This window comes from Nocardioides daeguensis (genome assembly GCF_019192965.1).
Lineage (GTDB): Bacteria > Actinomycetota > Actinomycetes > Propionibacteriales > Nocardioidaceae > Nocardioides > Nocardioides daeguensis.
Window position 1 is genome coordinate 323,872 of record NZ_JAHTKU010000010.1, and the last position, 20,185, is coordinate 344,056.

A 20,185-nucleotide genomic window follows, 5' to 3' on the forward strand; every position below is an offset into this window, starting at 1 on the left:
AACTAAGTGTTACAGCGGGAAAACCGGTGCAACACCGCCCGGGTAGTGGCCACACCGCCCGGGTAGATGCCGTGTGTTGGCGGCGCGGCCCCGGGCGGGCCTCGAGGCACCTCGGGCGTGTCTACCCGGGCGCTGTTGCTACTACCCGGGCGCTGGTGCACTGAAATCCGTGCTGTAACCCTTAGTTACAAGGGCGGCGCGGGCTTGCCGGGGGCGTCCGACGGAGAGCTCTCGGCTGGCCGTGTGTCTCAGGGTTGGCTGAGGATCGCGACGGAGTAGAGGTCGTCCGCCGGTCGCAGGTCGTACCCCCCGAACCGGTGCTGGACGACCAGCCCGGCTGCGTCGACGTCGGCGAGGAACTCCTCGGGGGTGTACTCCCGCGCCGTCGACGGCCCCTGCTGCAGGTGGAAGCCGACCAGGATCCGCCCGCCCGTGGCGAGCAGCGACCCGAGCCGCTCCAGGACGGCGACCTCGGTGCGCTCGGCGACGAAGGTGAGCACGTTGCCGACGCACACGACGAGGTCGTAGGCGGTCGGGGCGCCGGCCGCGGTGAGCGCCTCGGGCGTCAGGGTGAGGATCTCGTGCGGCACGACGGGCAGGTCGGGGAAGGTGCGCCGCGACTGTGTCGCCAGGACCGGGTCGGGCTCGGCGGCGATGACCCGGTGGCCCAGCGCGAGGAGGTGGGCGCCGATCCGGCCCATGCCCGAGCCGGCGTCGAGGATGGTCGCGCCGCGCTCGACGAGGGTGTCGGCCAGCCGGGCCTCGCCGACCACGTCGGTGCCGTCGGCGATCAGCTGGGCGAACCGCTCGCCGTACCCCGGGTTGCGGTCGCCGCCCAGCGCCCACCGGGTCGGGGGCAGGCGCGGGGGAGCGGCGTCACTCATCGGTGTCGACGCTGCGCTCGGCGCGGACCTGGCGGCGGCGCTTGCAGTACTCGGAGCCGAGGAGGCCGAGTCCGACGCCGGTGAGGCACATCCACAGCAGCCAGGTGTGGCCGTCCTCCCGGAGCCGTCCATAGAACGGCAGCAGGCCGAGGAAGGCGACGAGGAAGAGGGCGGTGCCGACCTGGACGGTGCGGACGCCGTCGACGTCGAGCGGCTCGACGGGCGCGATCAGGTAGGTCCGCTTCCCGAACTCGTGCTGGGTCGGCTGGTCGTCGCGGAGCTCCACGGAATCAACTCTACTCTCGCGGGAATGATTACCGAAGGTAATGACTTACGCTAATGAAATGCCGACCTTGGAGAAGCGGGGGCACCCCCGCGCGAGACGAGCCGGCCAGTCCGACTCCGTGGCAACGGTCGCGACCGAGCTCCGGTTCGCGGTCATGCGCCTGCGTCGCCGGCTGGCCCGGGAGCGGCACCCCGACAACGACCTCAGCGTCTCGTCGATGGCCGTGCTCTACGCGCTCAACCGGTACGGCGACCTCACCGTCGGCGCGCTGGCCGCCCGCGAGCAGGTGCAGCCGCCGAGCATGACCCGCACGGTGACCGCCCTCGTCGACGCCGGCCTGGTCGAGCGCTGCGCCCACCCCAGCGACGGCCGCCAGGTCGTCGTCCGGGTGACCGACGAGGGCCGTGCCGTCGTCGGCGCCGACCTGACCCGCCGCGACCGCTGGCTCTCGCGCCGCCTCGAGGAGCTCAGCGCCGAGGAGCGTGACGTGCTGCGCCGTGCCGCCCCGATCCTGCAACGCCTCGCTGAGGCCGACTGACCGACGACCGCGACCCGAAGGAGATCCCACGAGCCCCCGATTCCGCTCCCTGTCCCACCCCAACTACCGCCTCTACTTCGCCGGCAGCCTCGTCTCCAACATCGGCACCTGGATGCAGCGGGTCGCGCAGGACTGGCTGGTCCTGACCATTCCCGGCAACGGCGGCGCCGCGCTCGGCATCGCGACCGGCCTCCAGTTCCTGCCGGTGCTGCTGCTCTCGCCGTACGCCGGCGTGGTGGCCGACCGCATCTCCAAGCGGGTCCTGCTGCAGGTCACCCAGGCGATGATGGCGCTCTCCTCCCTCGCGCTCGGGGTGATCGCCGTGCTCGGGGTCGCGCAGACCTGGCAGGTCTACCTGATCGCCTTCGTCTTCGGCATCGGCGCCGCCTTCGACGCCCCGGCCCGGCAGGCGTTCGTCTCGGAGATGGTCGGCACCGACGACGTCGCCAACGCGGTCAGCCTCAACTCGGCGGCCTTCAACGCCGCGCGCCTGATCGGCCCCGGCCTGGCCGGCCTGCTCATCGGTTTCGCCGGCGGTGGGATGCGCGCGACCGGCTGGGTCATCCTCGCGAACGCGCTGTCCTACCTGGCCGTCATCGCCCAGCTGCGCCGGATGGACGTCGCGGCCCTCCACTCGCCGCGGCCGGCCGCCCGCACCCCCGGCATGCTGCGCGAGGGTGTCGCCTACCTCCGGGGCCAGCCGAAGATGCTGATGATCCTCGTGCTCGTCTTCTTCGTCGGGACCTTCGGCATGAACTTCCAGATCACCTCCGCCCTCATGGCGACCGAGGTCTTCGGCAAGGGGGCCGAGGAGTACGGCGTCCTCGGCTCCGTGCTGGCCATCGGCTCCCTGTCCGGGGCGCTGGTCGCGGCCGGCCGGTCCCGGGTCCGGGTCCGTTTGCTGATGGGTGCCGCGGTCGCGTTCGGCGTGGTCGAGATCGCCGCGGGCCTGGTGCCGACGTACCTGACGTTCGTGCTGCTCTGCCCGTTCCTCGGCTTCTCGGTGATCACGGTCCTCAACTCGTGCAACGCGATCCTGCAGACCGAGTCGGCTCCCGCCCTGCGGGGCAGGGTGATGGCGATCTACATGACGATCGTGATGGGTGGCGCGCCGCTGGGGTCGCCGTTCATCGGCTGGATCGGTGAGCAGCTCGGCGCCCGGTGGACCCTGGTGGCCGGCGGGACGCTGGTCCTGGTCGGCGTCGGCCTCGCCGCTGCGGCCCACCGGGCTGCCTCCCGGGCGCTCGGGTCGACCACCGGGTCGACCCCGCTCGGGGCTCCTGCCATGCTTCGGCCGTGAACTCGGCCGAAACCATCGCCTCCGCGAACCCGATCGACCGCTTCTTCCGCATCTCCGAGCGGGGCTCCAGCCTCGGCCAGGAGCTCCGCGGAGGCGTGGTCACCTTCTTCACGATGGCCTACATCGTGGTGCTCAACCCGCTGATCCTCGGCTATGCGACCGACGTCGACGGCAAGTACCTCGGTGGTGGGAGCGAGCCGAACCTCGCGGCGATCGCCGCCGGTACGGCGCTCGTGGCGGGCGTGCTGACGATCCTGATGGGCGTCGCGGCCAACTACCCGCTCGCGCTCGCGACCGGCCTGGGCCTCAACGCCTTCCTCGCCTTCGCGGTGGCCAGCCAGATGACCTGGGCCGACGCCATGGGGTTGGTGGTGATCGAGGGTGTCCTGATCCTGGTGCTGGTCCTCACCGGCTTCCGTACGGCGGTCTTCCGGGCCGTCCCCGGGCAGCTCAAGGTCGCCATCTCGGTCGGGATCGGCCTGTTCATCGCGCTGATCGGCTTCGTCGACGCCGGCGTGGTCAAGCGGATCCCCGACGCGGCGCAGACGACCGTCCCCGTCCAGCTCGGCCCCGACGGCAACCTCAGCGGCTGGCCGGTCCTGGTCTTCGTCGTCGGCCTGTTGCTGATGCTCGCGCTGTGGGTCCGCCGGGTCCGCGGCGCGATCCTCGTCTCGATCGTGGTGATGACGGTCGTCGCCGTGGTCGTCGAGGCGATCGGCGACCTGGGGCGGGCATCGGAGAAGGCCGGCGGCTGGGCGCTCACCGTCCCTGCCTGGTCCGGCGACTTCCACGCCCCCGACTTCGGCACCCTGGGCGAGTTCGACCTGCTCGGCTCGTGGGACAAGGTCGGCGTCGTCACCGTCCTGCTGCTCGTCTTCTCCCTCATGCTGGCCGACTTCTTCGACACCATGGGCACCATGACGGCCATCGGCGCGGAGGCCGAGCTGCTCGACGAGGAGGGCATGCCGCCCCACGCCGACCGGATCCTGGTCGTCGACTCGGTCGCCGCGATCGCCGGCGGCGCGGCGGGTGTCTCGTCCAACACGTCGTACATCGAGTCGGCCTCGGGCGTCGGCGAGGGGGCGCGCACCGGTCTGGCCTCGGTGGTCACCGGCCTGCTGTTCCTGGCCACGATCTTCGCCTCGCCGCTCGTCGCGATGATCCCCTCCGAGGCCGCGGTGCCGGCCCTGGTGCTGGTCGGCTTCTTGATGATGCAGCAGATCACGGGCATCGCCTGGGACGACGTCGAGATCGCGATCCCGGCCTTCCTGACCATCGTGCTGATGCCGTTCACGTACTCGATCTCGGTCGGCATCGGCGCCGGCTTCGTGTCCTTCGCCTTCCTCAAGATCGTGCGTGGCAAGGCCCGTGAGCTGCACCCGCTGCTGTGGGTGGTGGCGGGTCTGTTCGTGGTGTACTTCGCGATCGACCCGATCACCCGCTGGTTGACCTGAGGTCGCGCCGGCCTCACGCCCGCTCAGGCGTGCGCTCCGCATTTTGACCCGCCTTCGGGGCGGCCGGTAATCTCGAATCTCGTGTCTGGGGCCACCCGGCACGTCGAGCATGCCCTCCGTCCCCCAGCCCTCGCGGGCGTGGAGAGCGGGGGAAGCGCTCCGGCACTCAGCAGCAACGCTTCACCCCGAGCCAGGCACGGTGCCCGGCCGAGAGACCAGACCGAAAGGGAACCATCAGGTGCCCACCATTCAGCAGTTGGTCCGCAAGGGCCGCCAGGACAAGGTGTCGAAGACCAAGACGCCTGCCCTGAAGGGATCGCCCCAGCGGCGCGGTGTGTGCACCCGCGTCTACACCACCACCCCCAAGAAGCCGAACTCCGCCCTCCGGAAGGTCGCCCGCGTGCGCCTCTCCAGCGGCGTCGAGGTCACCGCCTACATCCCGGGTGAGGGTCACAACCTCCAGGAGCACTCGATCGTGCTCGTCCGCGGCGGTCGTGTGAAGGACCTGCCCGGTGTTCGCTACAAGGTCATCCGCGGCGCTCTGGACACCCAGGCCGTGAAGAACCGTAAGCAGGCTCGCAGCCGCTACGGCGCCAAGAAGGAGAAGAGCTGACATGCCGCGCAAGGGCCCCGCGCCGAAGCGCCCGATCGACGTCGACCCGGTCTACGGTTCGCAGCTGGTGACCCAGCTGGTGTCGAAGGTGCTCCAGGACGGCAAGAAGCAGGTCGCTCAGCGGATCGTCTACTCCGCTCTCGAGGGCACCCGCGAGAAGACCGGCGTCGACCCGGTCATCACCCTCAAGCGTGCGCTGGACAACGTGCGCCCCGCGCTCGAGGTCAAGTCCCGCCGCGTCGGTGGTGCGACCTACCAGGTCCCCGTCGAGGTCAAGGGCAACCGCGGCACCACGCTGTCGCTGCGCTGGCTCGTGGGCTACGCCCAGGAGCGTCGCGAGAAGACGATGGCCGAGCGCCTGCAGAACGAGATCCTCGACGCCGCCAACGGCCTCGGCGCCGCGGTCAAGAAGCGCGAGGACACGCACAAGATGGCCGAGTCCAACAAGGCCTTCGCTCACTACCGCTGGTGATCCTCACCGGAGCGGGCCCGTCAACCACGGTGCCCGCTCCGGTCCACCAGTTCCATCCCCTTACCTAAGGAACGCTGACTCACGTGGCAGTCGACATCACGACGGACCTCAACGTCGTCCGCAACATCGGCATCATGGCGCACATCGACGCCGGCAAGACCACCACCACCGAGCGCATCCTGTTCTACACCGGCATCACCTACAAGATCGGTGAGGTCCACGATGGCGGCGCCACGATGGACTGGATGGAGCAGGAGCAGGAGCGCGGCATCACCATCACGTCGGCCGCGACGACCTGCTGGTGGAAGAAGCACCAGATCAACATCATCGACACCCCTGGGCACGTCGACTTCACCGTCGAGGTCGAGCGCTCGCTGCGCGTCCTCGACGGCGCCGTCGCGGTCTTCGACGGTGTCGCCGGCGTGGAGCCCCAGTCGCAGACCGTGTGGCGCCAGGCCAACAAGTACTCCGTCCCGCGGATGTGCTTCGTCAACAAGCTCGACCGGACCGGTGCGGACTTCTACCGCGTCGTCGACTCGATCGTGCAGAAGCTCAACTCCACCCCGCTGATCCTCCAGATCCCGATCGGTGCCGAGGGCGACTTCATCGGTGTCGTCGACCTGGTCGAGATGAACGCCAAGGTGTGGCGCGGGGAGACCCAGCAGGGCGAGGACTACGTCGTCGAGGAGATCCCCGCCGACCTGGCCGACAAGGCCGCGGAGTACCGCGAGAAGCTCGTCGAGACCCTCGCCGAGGCCGACGACGAGATCATGGAGGTCTACCTCGAGGACGGCGACACGTTCGACGTGCCGACCCTCAAGGCCGCCATCCGCCGCGCGACCCTGGCCGACAAGGTCAACCCGATCCTCACCGGCACCGCGTTCAAGAACAAGGGCGTCCAGCCCCTGCTCGACGCGATCGTCGACTACCTCCCCTCGCCGCTCGACGTCGACGCCATCGTCGGCCACAAGCCGGGCGCGGAGGAGACCGAGGAGAACGAGGTCGTCCGCAAGCCGTCCAGCGACGAGCCGCTGTCGGCGCTGGCGTTCAAGATCGCCGCTGACCCGCACCTGGGCAAGCTCACCTTCGTCCGCGTCTACTCGGGCAAGCTCGAGGCCGGCGCGACCGTGCTCAACGCGAGCAACGGCCGCAAGGAGCGGATCGGCAAGGTCTACCAGATGCACGCCAACAAGCGCGAGGAGATCGCGTCGGTCGGCGCCGGTCAGATCGTCGCCGTGATGGGTCTCAAGGACACCCGGACCGGTCACACGCTCTCCGACAACGCCAAGCCTGTCGTGCTCGAGTCGATGACCTTCCCGGCCCCGGTGATCTCGGTCGCCATCGAGCCGAAGACCAAGGCCGACCAGGAGAAGCTCGGCGTGGCCATCGGCCGTCTCGCCGAGGAGGACCCGACCTTCGTCGTCAAGACCGACGAGGAGACCGGCCAGACCATCATCTCCGGCATGGGCGAGCTCCACCTGGAGATCCTCGTCGACCGGATGAAGCGTGAGTTCAAGGTCGAGGCGACCGTCGGCAAGCCGCAGGTCGCCTACCGCGAGACCATCCGCGGCACCGTCTCGAACCACAGCTACACGCACAAGAAGCAGACCGGTGGCTCGGGTCAGTTCGCGAAGATCGTCATCTCGATCGGCCCGAACATCGACCCCGAGACCGGCCTCGGTGCCGGCTACGAGTTCGTGAACAACGTCACCGGTGGTCGCGTCCCGCGCGAGTACATCCCGTCGGTCGACAACGGCGCCCAGGAGGCCATGGAGTTCGGCGTGCTCGCCGGCTACCCCATGGTCGACGTGAAGGTCGCCCTCGAGGACGGCGCGTACCACGACGTCGACTCCTCCGAGCTCGCGTTCAAGATCGCCGGCATCCAGGCGTTCAAGGAGGCGGCCCGCCAGGCGAAGCCGGTCCTCCTCGAGCCCGTGTTCGCCGTCGAGGTGACCACCCCCGAGGACTTCCTCGGCACGGTCATCGGTGACATCAACAGCCGTCGCGGTCAGATCCGCGCGCAGGAGGAGCGTCACGGCGACATCGTCGTCAGCGCCCTCGTGCCGCTGTCCGAGATGTTCGGGTACGTTGGCGACCTGAGGTCCAAGACCTCCGGTCAGGCGTCGTACTCGATGGAGTTCGACTCGTACGCCGAGGTTCCCACGAACATCGCCGACGAGATCATCAAGAAGGCGCGCGGCGAGTAACCCCTACGGGGGCCATCGCCCCCGTGGGTCCCCGGAGATCCGGGGACTCGACGCAGACCCTCGGCGCACCACCCCTTTAGTACGAGTCAAGTAACAACACACCAGGAGGAGCCCCAGTGGCTAAGGCGAAGTTCGAGCGGACCAAGCCGCACGTCAACATCGGCACGATCGGTCACATCGACCACGGCAAGACCACGCTGACTGCGGCCATCTCGAAGGTCCTGCACGACGCGTACCCGGACCTCAACGAGGCCTCGCCGTTCGACCAGATCGACAAGGCTCCCGAGGAGCGCCAGCGCGGTATCACGATCTCGATCGCGCACATCGAGTACCAGACCGAGGCGCGCCACTACGCGCACGTCGACTGCCCCGGTCACGCGGACTACATCAAGAACATGATCACCGGTGCCGCCCAGATGGACGGCGCGATCCTGGTGGTCGCCGCGACCGACGGCCCGATGCCGCAGACCCGTGAGCACGTGCTGCTCGCCCGCCAGGTCGGCGTCCCCGCCCTGGTCGTCGCGCTCAACAAGTGCGACATGGTCGACGACGACGAGCTCATCGAGCTCGTCGAGATGGAGGTGCGCGAGCTCCTCTCCGAGTACGAGTACCCGGGCGACGACGTTCCGGTCGTGCGCGTTGCTGCCTTCCCGGCGCTGAACGGCGACGAGAAGTGGGGCAAGTCGGTCCTCGAGCTCATGTCGGCCGTGGACGAGTACATCCCGCAGCCCGAGCGTGAGGTCGACAAGCCGTTCCTCATGCCCGTCGAGGACGTCTTCACGATCACCGGTCGTGGCACCGTCATCACCGGTCGTATCGAGCGCGGCATCGTCAAGGTCAACGAGGAGGTCGAGATCATCGGCATCCGCGAGGGCTCGCAGAAGACCACCGTCACCGGTGTCGAGATGTTCCGCAAGCTGCTCGACGAGGGCCAGGCCGGTGAGAACGTCGGTCTGCTCCTGCGTGGCACCAAGCGCGAGGACGTCGAGCGCGGCATGGTCGTGGTGAAGCCGGGTACCACCACCCCGCACACCAATTTCGAGGCCAGCGTCTACATCCTCTCGAAGGAGGAGGGCGGCCGTCACACGCCGTTCTTCAACAACTACCGTCCGCAGTTCTACTTCCGGACCACCGACGTGACCGGCGTCGTGACCCTTCCCGAGGGCACCGAGATGGTCATGCCGGGCGACAACACGGACATGACGGTCGAGCTGATCCAGCCGATCGCCATGGACGAGGGTCTGAAGTTCGCGATCCGCGAGGGTGGCCGCACCGTCGGCGCCGGCCGGGTCACGAAGATCACCAAGTGATCTGACCTGCTTCGGGGAGGCCCCCGCTGCTTCGGCAGCGGGGGCCTCCTGCATTTCGGGCCACGGGTGCCCAGCCGGGAGAATGGGCGCGTGAACGAGGGAGTACGGCCGGCGCGACCGCATCACAAGGAGACCGACGACGGTCGGCGGATGCGCGAGGTGCTCACCTACACGCGCCGTGGCAGCCGGTTCACCCCGAAGCAGCAGGCCGCGTGGGACACGTACGCCGAGCAGTGGGTGATTCCCGACGAGGCGGCTGACCTACCGGACTTCTCGTTCGCCGAGTGGTTCGGCCGTGAGGCGCCGCTCGTCGTCGAGATCGGCGGCGGTGTCGGCGAGGCGACCGCGGCGCTGGCCGCGACCCGTCCCGAGGTCAACATCCTGGCCCTGGAGGTCTGGGGCCCCGGCGTCGCCGAGGGGCTGGGTCGGGTGGGCGAGGTCGGTGCGACGAACGTCCGGTTCAGCAGCGTCGATGCCGTGTGGACCCTCGAGCACCTGATCGCGCCCGACTCGATCAGCGAGCTGTGGACCTTCTTCCCGGACCCGTGGCACAAGAAGCGTCACCACAAGCGGCGCCTGGTCAACCCGGAGTACGCCGCGATGATCGCCTCCCGGCTGGCGCCGGGCGGCCTGTGGCGGCTGGCCACGGACTGGGCCGACTACGCCGAGCAGATGGTCGAGGTGCTCGACGCCGAGCCGCTGCTCGAGGGCGGGGTCGTCGAGCGCTGGGCCGAGCGGCCGGTGACGAAGTTCGAGCGCAAGGGCATCGCGAAGGACCGGGTGATCACCGACCTGGCCTACCGGCGGGTCTGAGCGGCTCCGCCCACCTGCGCCGCGACGACACACGACGTTCACACAGCCGTCAGGGCGTGTCGCGCTATCGAGCAGGGCAGCGCGGGTACCTTCCCAAGCAGTGGCAGGTGGGGAAGCCGGCCACATCGGGAGGCCGATCGTGAAGATCCACGAACGCGCAGCCCGGTCCGTCTACCAGGGATAGGGCCGGGCGGCCCCTGGGGGCGCGTGCGGTCCGGTGAGGTGAGTCGTGGGAACCAGTCACGATGGGGCACAGACCAAGACGCAGCGCCGTACGTACGTCCTCGACACCAGCGTGCTGCTGGCCGACCCGGGCGCCCTGCGCCGGTTCGCCGAGCACGAGGTGGTTCTCCCGGTGGTCGTGATCACCGAGCTCGAGGGCAAGCGGCACCACCCCGAGCTGGGCTACTTCGCCCGCAGCGCGCTGCGGATGCTGGACGAGATGCGGGTCAGCCACGGCCGGCTCGACACGCCTGTGCCCGTGGGCGAGGAGGGGGGCACCGTGCGCGTCGAGCTCAACCACACCGACGCCTCGTCGCTGCCGTCGGGATTCCGCCTCGGTGACAACGACACGCGCATCCTCGCCGTGGCCCGCAACCTGGCCGACGAAGGGCACGACGTCACGTTGGTCTCCAAGGACCTGCCGATGCGGATCAAGGCCTCGGCCGTCGGCCTCACGGCGGCGGAGTACCGCGGCGAGACGACAGGCGACTCCGACACCGGCTACAGCGGCATGGCCGAGATGGAGGTGAGCGGCGCCGAGCTCGACGAGCTGTACGACGATGCGACGCTCGACCTCGCCGACGCCCGCGAGCTGCCGTGTCACACCGGTCTGGTGCTGCTCTCCGACCGCGGCACCGCGCTGGGGCGGGTCGGGCCCGACAAGCAGGTGCATCTCGTCCGCGGTGACCGCGAGGCGTTCGGCATCCACGGTCGCAGCGCCGAGCAGCGGGTCGCCCTCGACCTGCTCCTCGACCCCGAGGTCGGGATCGTGTCCCTCGGTGGCCGCGCCGGCACCGGCAAGTCGGCGCTCGCCCTGTGCGCCGGCCTCGAGGCCGTCATGGAGCGCCAGCAGCACAAGAAGGTCGTCGTCTTCCGACCGCTGTTCGCGGTCGGCGGCCAGGAGCTCGGCTACCTGCCGGGCTCGGAGTCGGAGAAGATGTCGCCGTGGGGCCAGGCGGTCTTCGACACCCTCGGTGCCCTGACGTCCAAGGACGTGGTCGACGAGATCCTCGACCGCGGGATGCTCGAGGTGCTGCCCCTCACCCACATCCGGGGCCGCTCGCTGCACGACTCGTTCGTCATCGTCGACGAGGCCCAGTCGCTCGAGCGCAACGTGCTGCTCACCGTGCTGTCGCGGATCGGCGCCAACTCCAAGGTGGTGCTCACCCACGACGTCGCCCAGCGCGACAACCTGCGCGTCGGTCGCCACGACGGTGTCGTCGCCGTCGTCGAGAAGCTCAAGGGGCACCCGCTCTTCGCCCACGTCACCTTGACCAGGTCCGAGCGCTCGCCGATCGCCGCGCTCGTCACCGAGATGCTGGAGAACGTCGTGGTGTGACCGCGGGCCGCTGCGACCTCGGCGGGCGCGTCGTCACCCGGACGGCGCGCCCACGGCCGTCGGCTGGGGCTCGTGGGACTCGTGTGAACCATGGGTCGACATGCCCCGAAGCAGGTCGGGGGAAAACGGCCGTTCGGTTTGCCTGAGCCCTCCTGGTCAGGCATGGTGGGCGCTGGCCGCTGGCGGTGACGACAGCGAAGTCGGGCCCGATCGGGCGGTGGCCGCACCCCCCCTGCTGTCGAGCCTGAAGACGAGCACTTGTCGAAACACGCGAAGCCGGCGCCCAAGCACCGCGGTGCGCCGAAGCACGCCCACATCGCACAGGCGCCGCGCAAGGCCGCCCGCAACGTCGTCGTGCTCTCCTCGGTCGCCGTGGCGGTCACGGGGGCATCCGTCGCCGCCGGTGTCGCCGGCCAGCAGACCACGCCGCCCGCCGCGGGCGCCGCCGACATCGACGCGTTCACCAACGTCGGCGCCAGCGCCCTGCCGACCGAGTCCACCGAGCGCCGCGAGCCCGTCGTCTCCCGCGACGACCGCCGGCCCGAGGCCGTCTTGGCCAAGTCGATCGACCTCGCCGGCTCCCGCACCGCCGCGATGACCGAGCGCCGTGAGCTCTCCGACTCCGACCCGCGCGACATCGCCCGCGCCCTGCTCGGCGAGTTCGGGTTCTCGTCGAGCCAGTTCGGCTGCCTCGACTCGCTGTGGACCCGCGAGTCCAACTGGCGGGTCAACGCCGACAACCCGAGCTCCAGCGCCTACGGCATCCCGCAGGCGCTCCCCGGCTCCAAGATGTCCTCCGCCGGGCCCGACTGGGCACACAACGCGGAGACCCAGATCCGCTGGGGTCTGGGCTACATCAAGTCCCGCTACGGCAGCCCCTGCGGCGCGTGGGGCCACTCCCAGGGCCACGGCTGGTACTGAGCTCGATGGCGCGAGCGCGTCGCTCGTTCCTCGCGCCGCGCTGCCGCGCACGCGGTTGGCTCGTGTAGAGGTCGGCTTCTCGCGGCGGCCGCCGTTCGGCGCCGCGGAAGGCGCCACCCTCGTCGGCTCCGGTCGCTCCTTCGTCGCTCTCTGCGCCTCCTCGTGCGGCGTCTCCGCGGTGGCCTTGTGGTGATGCCCCGATGCCGCGAGCGCGTCGCTCGTTCCTCGCGCCGCGCTGCCGCGCACGCGGTTGGCTCGTGTAGAGGTCGGCTTCTCGCGGCGGCCGCCGTTCGGCGCCGCGGAAAGCGCCACCCTCGTCGGCTCCGGTCGCTCCTTCGTCGCTCTCTGCGCTCCGTCGCCCTCGCTTCCCGCGATGACCGCCCCGTGGACGTGCCGGCGCGAGCGCGTCGCTCGTTCCTCAGCCCTCGTCGTTCCTCGTAACGGCCTGGAGCCGTGACTTCTGCACCTTGCCCATCTCGTTGCGGGGCAGCGCGGCGACGAAGCGGATCTCGCGCGGGCGCTTGTGGGCGCTCAGCTCCGCGCCGACGTACGCCGTGAGCTCGGTGGCGAGGTCGTCGTCGGCGGCCGCCGGGTCGCGGAGGACGACGTAGGCGACGATCCGCTGGCCCAGGTCGAGGTCGGGAAGGCCGACGACGGCGCACTCGGCGACGGTCGGGTGGCCGAGCAGGGTGGACTCGATCTCGCCCGCCCCGATCCGGTACCCGCCCGACTTGATCAGGTCGACCGACTCGCGCCCGACGATCCGGTGCCGGCCGTCGGCGTCGATCGCGGCGACGTCGCCGGTGCGGAACCAGCCGTCCTCGGTCCAGCACTCGGCGGTCGCCTCGGGACGGTTCAGGTAGCCGGCGAACAGGGTGCTGCCGCGGACCTGGAGCCGGCCGACGGACTCGCCGTCGTGCGGGACGTCGGTGCCGTCCTCGCCGCGCAGCCGGGTCTCGACGCCGCGCACCGGCGTGCCGACCCAACCGGCGCGGGCCGAGCCGTCGGCGCGGGTGGCGACGGTGATCAGGGTCTCACTCATGCCGTACCGCTCGACGACGCGGTGCCCGGTGAGCTCCGCGATCCGCTCGAAGACCGGGACGGGCAGCGCGGCGCTGCCCGAGACCAGCAGCCGGGCGCTCGCCAGGGCGGCGGCGTGCTCGGGCGCCTCCGCGATCCGGCTCCACACCGTCGGGACGCCGAAGAACAAGGTCGCCCCCGCCCGCGCCGCGTCGGCGTAGTGCTCAGGGGTCGGTCGACCGACGTGGATCAGCCCGGCGCCCAGCCGCAACGGCCCGAGCACACCCAGGATCAGGCCGTGGACGTGGAAGAGCGGCAGACCGTGCGCCAAGACGTCCTCGCCCGTCCAGGACCACGCCTCGGCGAGGCCGTCGAGACCGGCCACCAGGGCGCGGCGTGGCAGCAGCACGCCCTTGGGCAGTCCGGTGGTGCCCGAGGTGTACAAGACGAACGCGATGTGCTCGCCGTCCCGCTCCGCAGGCGGGTACGACGACCGCGCGGTCAGGTCGACCGCGACGTGGTCGAGCCCGTGGCGGTCTGCCGGAGGCTCGCCCACCCAGCACGAGGGTGCGGCGTCGGTGAGGATGTGCCGCACCTCGGCGACACCGGAGTCCGGCGGCACGGGGACGACCGTCAGGCCGGCGCGCAGGGCACCGACCACGGCGACGACGGTCTCCATCGTCGGGGTCGCGTGCACCGCGACCCGTTCGACGTCGGGCAGCCGCCCGGCGACGACAGCCGCGGCGCCGAGGAGGTCGGCAGGAGACAGCGTCGTACCGCCCACGGTGACGCTTCGGCCATCAGCCTGCGCCAGGGCGCCCCACAGATCGGTCACAGGAGCATTCTCTCCCGGCCCCGCGCCACGCCGACGCCCGGAGTCCACGGTGCGCGTCCTGGCCGCCCGGCGGGTGCATGATGCGGTCAGGGACGGGACGCGGGTGTCCCGTGCGACGTGAGGAGCCCGCCATGCTGTGGACCATCATCGTGACGATCGTCGGTGGCGCGATCATCGGCGTGATCGGCAAGGCCGTCGCCCCGGGGGACCGGACGAAGTTCCCGTTCTGGCTGACCGTGCTGTGCGGCATCGTCGGGATGCTCCTCGGCAGCTTCCTCTACTGGGGGATCGCCGGGAACGACAACGGGCGCTTCGACGGGCACGCGGCCACCTGGGACAACGCCACGAACGGCATCGACTGGATGCGTCACCTGTGGCAGGTCGTCGTCGCCGCCGTCGCGGTGATCGTGGCGGCGGCCCTCACCGGGCGCAGGAAGGCCTGAGCCCGCCCCCTCAGGGGTGGGTCATCGACGCCAGGTCGAGCGCGGCGTCCAGCTCCTCGAGACTGAGCTCGCCCCGCTCGACGTACCCCATCGCCAGCACCGTCTCGCGGATGGTGCTGCCCGTGGCGAGCGCCTGCTTGGCGACCTTGGCGGCCGCCTCGTAGCCGATGTGCTTGTTGAGCGGCGTGACCACCGAGGGTGACGAGGCCGCGTAGCGCAGCATCCGCTCGGCGTCGGCGGTGATGCCGTCGACGCAGCGCTCGGCGAGCGTCACGGACGCGTTCGACAGCAGCCGCACGGACTCCAGCACGTTGCGGGCCAGGACCGGCATCGCGACGTTGAGCTCGAAACTGCCGCTCGCGCCGGCGGCGGTGACCGCGGCGTCGTTGCCGATCACCTGCATGCAGACCATCAACGTCGCCTCGGGCAGCACCGGGTTGACCTTGCCGGGCATGATCGACGAGCCCGGCTGCAGGTCGGGCAGGTGGATCTCCGCGAGTCCGGTGGTCGGCCCCGAGCCCATCCAGCGCAGGTCGTTGCAGATCTTGGTCAGGCCGACCGCGATCGTCTTCAGCACGCCGCTGAGCTCGACGAGCGAGTCCCGCGTGCCCTGTGCCTCGAAGTGGTTGCGCGCCTCCGTGAACACCTGCCCGGTCGCCACGCTCAGCGCCTCGATCGCAGCGGCGGCGAAGCCGGGCGGCGTGTTGATGCCGGTGCCGACCGCGGTCCCGCCGAGCGGCAGCTCCCGCACCCGGGGGAGTACGGCGCCCAGCCGCTCGGCGCCGTACCGGACCGTCGCGGCGTAGCCGCCGAACTCCTGGCCCAGGGTCACGGGGGTCGCGTCCATCAGGTGCGTCCGCCCCGACTTCACCAGGTCGGCGAACTCGCTCGCCTTGGCCTCCAGCGAGGTGGCGAGCCGGTCGAGTGCCGGCACCAGCTCGTCGGCGACGGCGAGCGCTGCGGCGACGTGGATCGCCGTGGGGAAGGTGTCGTTGCTCGACTGGCTGGCGTTGACGTGGTCGTTGGGGTGCGCGGTCACGCCGTCGCGCGCGCACAGCGAGGCGATCACCTCGTTGGCGTTCATGTTGGAGCTGGTGCCGGACCCGGTCTGGAAGACGTCGATCGGGAACTGGTCGTCGTACGCGCCCTCGGCGACCGCCTGCGCCGCGGTCGTGATCGCCTCGGCCACCTCGGGATCGAGGACACCCAGGGTCAGGTTGGCGCGGGCCGCGGCCGCCTTCACGTGGCCGAGGGCGTGGACCAGCGCGGGCTCGATCGGCGTACCGCTGATCGGGAAGTTCTCGACGGCGCGCTGGGTCTGCGCGCGCCACAAGGCCGCGGCGGGGACGAGGACCTCGCCCATGGAGTCGTGCTCGGTGCGGAAGGCTGCGTCGCTCACACCACGAGCCTACGCACCCCGCGCGCAGCCCGCGTCAGTCGAAGAGCTCGCTGAGCCAGGACTCGCGCTTGCGCTTCTTGTAGTGCCCTTGCTGGGGCGGGTACTGCTGGTGGGGGGCGCGGTAGGCGTCGTACGGCGCGGTCGGCTGCGGAGCGGTCGGCTGCTGGGCTGCCGGCTGCGGCATGCCGACGGAGCGGTCGATGATCTTGTCGAGCTCGCCGCGGTCGAGCCACACGCCCCGGCACTGCGGGCAGTAGTCGATCTCGATGCCGTTCCGCTCGCTCATCACCAGCGTGGTCTCGTCGATGGGGCAACGCATGCCTGGTCCAACGGACCGCGTGGGCCGAGGGTTCCCTCAGTCCTCCCAGGGCGGGCGGTCGTCCATCTTGCGGTAGTACTTCGCCAGGTGGCTCCGCACCCGGTCGACGTCCTTGTCGGGCAGGTCGACACCACCGCGCGCGCCCTGCATCACGTTGCCGGCGGCCATCACCGCGCGGGGTACGGCGACCAGGCGGTCGTCGACCACGTCGGCGACGAGCAGCTTGTACGCCGTGAAGTTGTCCTTCTGGTCGGCGTCGTACCAGACGTGGGCGTCGCGGTACCTCTCGTTCGGGCCGTCGTCGGCGCCGGCCCAGCGCCGCACCCGCTTCTCGGCGGCGGCGCCGTCCCACGCGCGCTCGCGGTCAGCGAGGGGGAGGTCCTGGAATGCGGTCACAGCCATGCCCGGGACGTACCCGGACCGGCCGTGCCCACCCGGGTCACTCCGCCGAGCGCACCCGGATCCCGGAGATCGGCACCGTCACCGCGCCGCCCGGGTCGGTGAAGAAGTCGTTGCCCTTGTCGTCGACCACGATGAACGCGGGGAAGTCCTCGACCTCGATCTTCCAGACCGCCTCCATGCCGAGCTCGGGGTACTCGATGACCTCCTGGCTCTTGATGCAGTCCTGAGCCAGGCGCGCGGCCGGACCGCCGATGGAGCCGAGGTAGAAGCCGCCGTACTCGTGGCACGCCTCGGTGACCTGCTTGGAGCGGTTGCCCTTGGCGAGCATCACCATCGAGCCGCCGGCGGCCTGGAAGGACTTCACGTAGGAGTCCATCCGCCCGGCCGTGGTCGGGCCGAACGAGCCGGACGCCATGCCCTCGGGCGTCTTGGCCGGGCCGGCGTAGTAGACGGGGTGGTTCTTGAGGTAGTCGGGCATCTCCTCGCCCGCGTCCAGGCGCTCCTGGATCTTGGCGTGCGCGATGTCGCGGGCGACGACGAGCGGGCCGGTGAGGGAGAGCCTGGTCTTGACCGGGTACGACGACAGCTGGGCGAGGATCTCGTTCATCGGCCGGTTGAGGTCGACCTTGACGACCTCGCCGCCGGAGATGTCCTCGGCGACGCCGGCGTCGGGCATGTACTGCGCCGGGTCCATCTCGAGCTGCTCGAGGAAGACGCCCTCGGAGGTGATCTTGCCGAGCGCCTGGCGGTCGGCGGAGCAGGAGACCGCGATCGCGACCGGGCAGGAGGCGCCGTGGCGGGGGAGGCGGACCACGCGGACGTCGTGGCAGAAGTACTTGCCACCGAACTGGGCGCCGATGCCGAAGGACTGGGTGAGCTTGAAGACCTCCTCCTCCAGCTCGAGGTCGCGGAAGCCGTGGGCGTCCATCGAGCCCTCGGTGGGGAGGTTGTCGAGGTAGTGCGCGGAGGCGTACTTGGCGGTCTTCAGCGCGAACTCCGCGCTGGTGCCGCCGATCACCACGGCCAGGTGGTACGGCGGGCAGGCGGCCGTGCCGAGCGAGCGGATCTTCTCGTCGAGGAACTCCAGCATCCGCTTCGGGTTGAGGATCGCCTTCGTCTCTTGGAACAGGAACGACTTGTTGGCCGAGCCGCCGCCCTTGGCCATGAAGAGGAACTTGTACTCGGGCGACTTCCCGTCGGCGCCGGGCGTCGAGTAGAGCTCGATCTGGGCCGGGAGGTTGGAGCCGGTGTTCTTCTCGTCGTACGTCGTCAGCGGCGCGAGCTGGCTGTAGCGCAGGTTGAGCTTGGTGTAGGCGTCGTAGACGCCCTTGCTGATCCACTCGGCGTCGTCGGCACCGGTGAGTACGCCCTCGGACTTCTTGCCCATCACGATCGCGGTGCCGGTGTCCTGGCACATCGGCAGCACGCCGCCCGCCGAGATGTTGACGTTCTTGAGCAGGTCGAGCGCGACGAAGCGGTCGTTGCCGGACGCCTCGGGGTCGTCGATGATCTTGCGCAGCTGCTTGAGGTGGGCAGGCCGCAGGTAGTGGCTGATGTCGTGCATCGCCTCGGCGGTCAGCTGCTGGATCGCCTCGGGGGAGACCTTGAGGAAGGTGCGTCCGTCGGGGCCCTCGACCGTCTCGACGCCCTCCTTCGTGATCAACCGGTAGGGCGTGTCGTCCTTGCCGGTGGGGAGGAGGTCGGAGTAACGGAACTCAGCTTCAGCCACGGCTACCGAGGATATCCCGCCCCGGGAACGGCCGAGGGGCCGGCCCGCCTGCTGGCGGGACCGGCCCCTCGGGCGGTGCTGGGTGCTGCTCAGGCGGCCGGCGGAGCGAGGGCCGTGTAGGCCACTCCCAGCTCGATGACCGCACCGACCGGAAGACCGGCCTGCGCGGTGTCGAGCGTGATCCGGACCGCCGTGATGGCGTTCTGGAAGGCGCCGGCTGTGCTGGTCTGCTGCAGGTTGAGCGCCACCTGGCCGAGACCGGCGATGTTGAGGATGGTGTTGGGCGAGACGTCGATCGGGATCTTCTGGCCCGCGATCACCAGGTTGACCAGCTCCATCTTCATGTCGCTGGTGTACTGGCCGTCCTGCAGCTTGCCGGCGGCGGTGACCTTGACGGCCGTGGCCTTCACCAGGCCGCCCAGCAGGTTGATGCCGGCCGTGCGGTTGGTGTTGGTGACCTCGCCGTTGCCGAAGGCGTCCTTCTTCGACGTGGTCGTCGAGGTGATCGCGCCGGTGGTGAGGACGCCGGGAACCTTGACCGAGAGGGTCGAGTTGGTGAGCGTGCGGCCGTTGCTGCCGCCGACCGGCGTGCCGACGCGGGCGGTCGGGTCGCTGACGATGGTGATGTCGTCACCGACGTGGGCCTGGACCCGCGAGCCGTAGGCGGTGCCGCCGAAGGAGGCGCCGGAGGACGGGGCCACCTCGGAGAGGTACTGGTTGACCGGGTTGACCAGGAGGGTCACGCCGGCGGAGTAGCCGCCGAGCGGCTGCAGCAGGGTGACGCCGACGGCCCAGCCCATGGTGCCGATCAGGTCGCCCTCGTCCTGGTCGTACTTGCCGTGCAGCGTGTAGTTGAGGGTCACGCTGGCGACGCCGGGGATGGTGACCGAGTAGTTCTTGGGGATGTTCAGCGGCAGCTTGACGCCGGCGACTTTGATGTTCGCGAGGCGGCTGTTGGCCGTGAAGGAGCCCGTGCCGTCGGCCTTGCCGGTGGTGGTCACGTTGGTCTCGAGCGCGTCGGCCGTGATCAGGCCACCGAGCAGGTTGACGTTGGCCACCCGCGCCCACGACTTCAGGGTGGTCTGCGGCTGACCCAGGACCTGCGACACGACGGCGTCGGTCTTGGTCTCGACCGCGCCGACCTGGGCGAGGTTGAGCACGTTGACCGCGGCCGTGCTGTTCTTCGAGCTGCTGGACTTCGCGCCACCGGTGACACCGGACTGCGCGGTCAGCTCGGACTGGACGACGCCGTCCAGGACCTTGATGTAGGTCGCGCCGGTGCTGGCCGAGTAGGACCAGTAGACCGGGTCGGCGGCCTGCGCGGCAGGTGCCGGAACGGCGACCAGGCCCGCACCCGCGAGGGTGAGGGCGACAAAGGAGACAAACTTCCGCACGTTCACGGGACCCCATTCCCATTCGTGTTCTTCTTGACTTTGGCAGTAGCCCCCCAAGCAAACCATTACGCGGGCACGCCGAGCGAGCCGAGAGAGGGTTTCCTGAGATTTTTCAACGAAGAATCGCTCAGAATGTCACGCCGCCGGGGCATAGGCGGGGGGGTGTCAGATGGTCTGTGTAAGGGGTCGGTCTCAGCAAAGGAACGATGATGACTGCTGTGACCGAAGGGACCGGGCGACCGGACTACAAGAAGGCCGCTGCTGCTCGGCGTGCTGACCGCGCGG

General features: G+C 70.1%; 19 protein-coding genes. 11 read left to right on the top strand and 8 right to left on the bottom strand.

What is annotated here, in order from left to right; all coding sequences use genetic code 11:
- Positions 1-248: 248 nt before the first annotated feature.
- Complete coding sequence (locus tag KU893_RS09300; protein WP_218234053.1) at positions 249-884, bottom strand: class I SAM-dependent methyltransferase; 636 nt, start codon at positions 882-884, stop codon at positions 249-251.
- Positions 877-1,170 carry a DUF2530 domain-containing protein gene (locus KU893_RS09305; RefSeq protein WP_218234054.1) on the bottom strand — a complete coding sequence of 98 codons (294 nt, stop codon included), beginning with the start codon at positions 1,168-1,170 and terminating at the stop codon, positions 877-879. Before KU893_RS09305 ends, KU893_RS09300 begins: the two co-directional genes overlap by 8 nt.
- Positions 1,171-1,228: 58 nt before the next feature.
- Between KU893_RS09305 and KU893_RS09310 the strand changes: the two genes are divergently transcribed.
- The 10 genes from KU893_RS09310 (at position 1,229) to KU893_RS09355 (ending at position 12,359) form a co-directional block, all read left to right on the top strand.
- Positions 1,229-1,708 (top strand): MarR family winged helix-turn-helix transcriptional regulator, encoded by a 480-nt coding sequence (locus KU893_RS09310; RefSeq protein WP_246592263.1) that lies wholly within the window; start codon positions 1,229-1,231, stop codon positions 1,706-1,708.
- Entirely contained in the window at positions 1,668-3,008 is a 1,341-nt protein-coding gene (locus KU893_RS09315; RefSeq protein WP_257440697.1) for an MFS transporter, read from the top strand. Before KU893_RS09310 ends, KU893_RS09315 begins: the two co-directional genes overlap by 41 nt.
- Complete coding sequence (locus tag KU893_RS09320; protein ID WP_218234056.1) at positions 3,005-4,462, top strand: NCS2 family permease; 1,458 nt, start codon at positions 3,005-3,007, stop codon at positions 4,460-4,462. Before KU893_RS09315 ends, KU893_RS09320 begins: the two co-directional genes overlap by 4 nt.
- Before the next feature lie 238 nt (positions 4,463-4,700).
- Complete coding sequence (rpsL, locus tag KU893_RS09325; protein ID WP_203048413.1) at positions 4,701-5,075, top strand: 30S ribosomal protein S12; 375 nt, start codon at positions 4,701-4,703, stop codon at positions 5,073-5,075.
- A gap of 1 nt (position 5,076) precedes the next feature.
- Positions 5,077-5,547 carry a 30S ribosomal protein S7 gene (gene rpsG, locus KU893_RS09330; RefSeq protein ID WP_203048417.1) on the top strand — a complete coding sequence of 157 codons (471 nt, stop codon included), beginning with the start codon at positions 5,077-5,079 and terminating at the stop codon, positions 5,545-5,547.
- An 83-nt stretch (positions 5,548-5,630) separates the two neighbouring features.
- The gene (gene fusA / locus KU893_RS09335) at positions 5,631-7,754 is read left to right on the top strand and encodes an elongation factor G (protein ID WP_218234057.1); all 2,124 of its coding nucleotides are present in this window, start codon (positions 5,631-5,633) and stop codon (positions 7,752-7,754) included.
- A gap of 116 nt (positions 7,755-7,870) precedes the next feature.
- A complete protein-coding gene (gene tuf, locus KU893_RS09340; RefSeq protein ID WP_218234058.1) occupies positions 7,871-9,064 on the top strand; it encodes an elongation factor Tu in 1,194 nt (397 codons plus the stop codon).
- A gap of 90 nt (positions 9,065-9,154) precedes the next feature.
- Entirely contained in the window at positions 9,155-9,877 is a 723-nt protein-coding gene (gene trmB / locus KU893_RS09345; protein WP_218234059.1) for a tRNA (guanosine(46)-N7)-methyltransferase TrmB, read from the top strand.
- A gap of 229 nt (positions 9,878-10,106) precedes the next feature.
- Entirely contained in the window at positions 10,107-11,438 is a 1,332-nt protein-coding gene (phoH2, locus tag KU893_RS09350) for an RNA 5'-3' helicase PhoH2 (protein ID WP_218234060.1), read from the top strand.
- A 258-nt stretch (positions 11,439-11,696) separates the two neighbouring features.
- Entirely contained in the window at positions 11,697-12,359 is a 663-nt protein-coding gene (locus KU893_RS09355) for an aggregation-promoting factor C-terminal-like domain-containing protein (RefSeq protein ID WP_218234061.1), read from the top strand.
- 418 nt (positions 12,360-12,777) lie between these two features.
- On the opposite strand, the gene KU893_RS09360 is transcribed toward KU893_RS09355, so the two are convergent.
- A complete protein-coding gene (locus KU893_RS09360; protein WP_218234062.1) occupies positions 12,778-14,214 on the bottom strand; it encodes an acyl-CoA synthetase in 1,437 nt (478 codons plus the stop codon).
- A 131-nt stretch (positions 14,215-14,345) separates the two neighbouring features.
- On the opposite strand from KU893_RS09360, the gene KU893_RS09365 reads away from it, so the two are divergent.
- Entirely contained in the window at positions 14,346-14,657 is a 312-nt protein-coding gene (locus KU893_RS09365) for a GlsB/YeaQ/YmgE family stress response membrane protein (protein ID WP_218234063.1), read from the top strand.
- A 10-nt stretch (positions 14,658-14,667) separates the two neighbouring features.
- Here KU893_RS09365 and KU893_RS09370 read toward each other — a convergent pair whose 3' ends face one another.
- The 5 genes from KU893_RS09370 to KU893_RS09390 form a co-directional block, all read right to left on the bottom strand.
- Entirely contained in the window at positions 14,668-16,056 is a 1,389-nt protein-coding gene (locus tag KU893_RS09370) for a class II fumarate hydratase (protein ID WP_218234064.1), read from the bottom strand.
- 34 nt (positions 16,057-16,090) lie between these two features.
- Positions 16,091-16,375, bottom strand: coding sequence for a TFIIB-type zinc ribbon-containing protein (locus KU893_RS09375; RefSeq protein WP_218234065.1), 285 nt, complete (start codon positions 16,373-16,375; stop codon positions 16,091-16,093).
- Between the two features lie 36 nt (positions 16,376-16,411).
- Entirely contained in the window at positions 16,412-16,777 is a 366-nt protein-coding gene (locus tag KU893_RS09380; protein WP_218234066.1) for a hypothetical protein, read from the bottom strand.
- Positions 16,778-16,814: 37 nt separating this feature from the next.
- Positions 16,815-18,506 (bottom strand): fumarate hydratase, encoded by a 1,692-nt coding sequence (locus tag KU893_RS09385; RefSeq protein ID WP_218234067.1) that lies wholly within the window; start codon positions 18,504-18,506, stop codon positions 16,815-16,817.
- 89 nt (positions 18,507-18,595) lie between these two features.
- A complete protein-coding gene (locus KU893_RS09390) occupies positions 18,596-19,906 on the bottom strand; it encodes a choice-of-anchor P family protein (protein ID WP_218234068.1) in 1,311 nt (436 codons plus the stop codon).
- Positions 19,907-20,185: the final 279 nt, after the last annotated feature.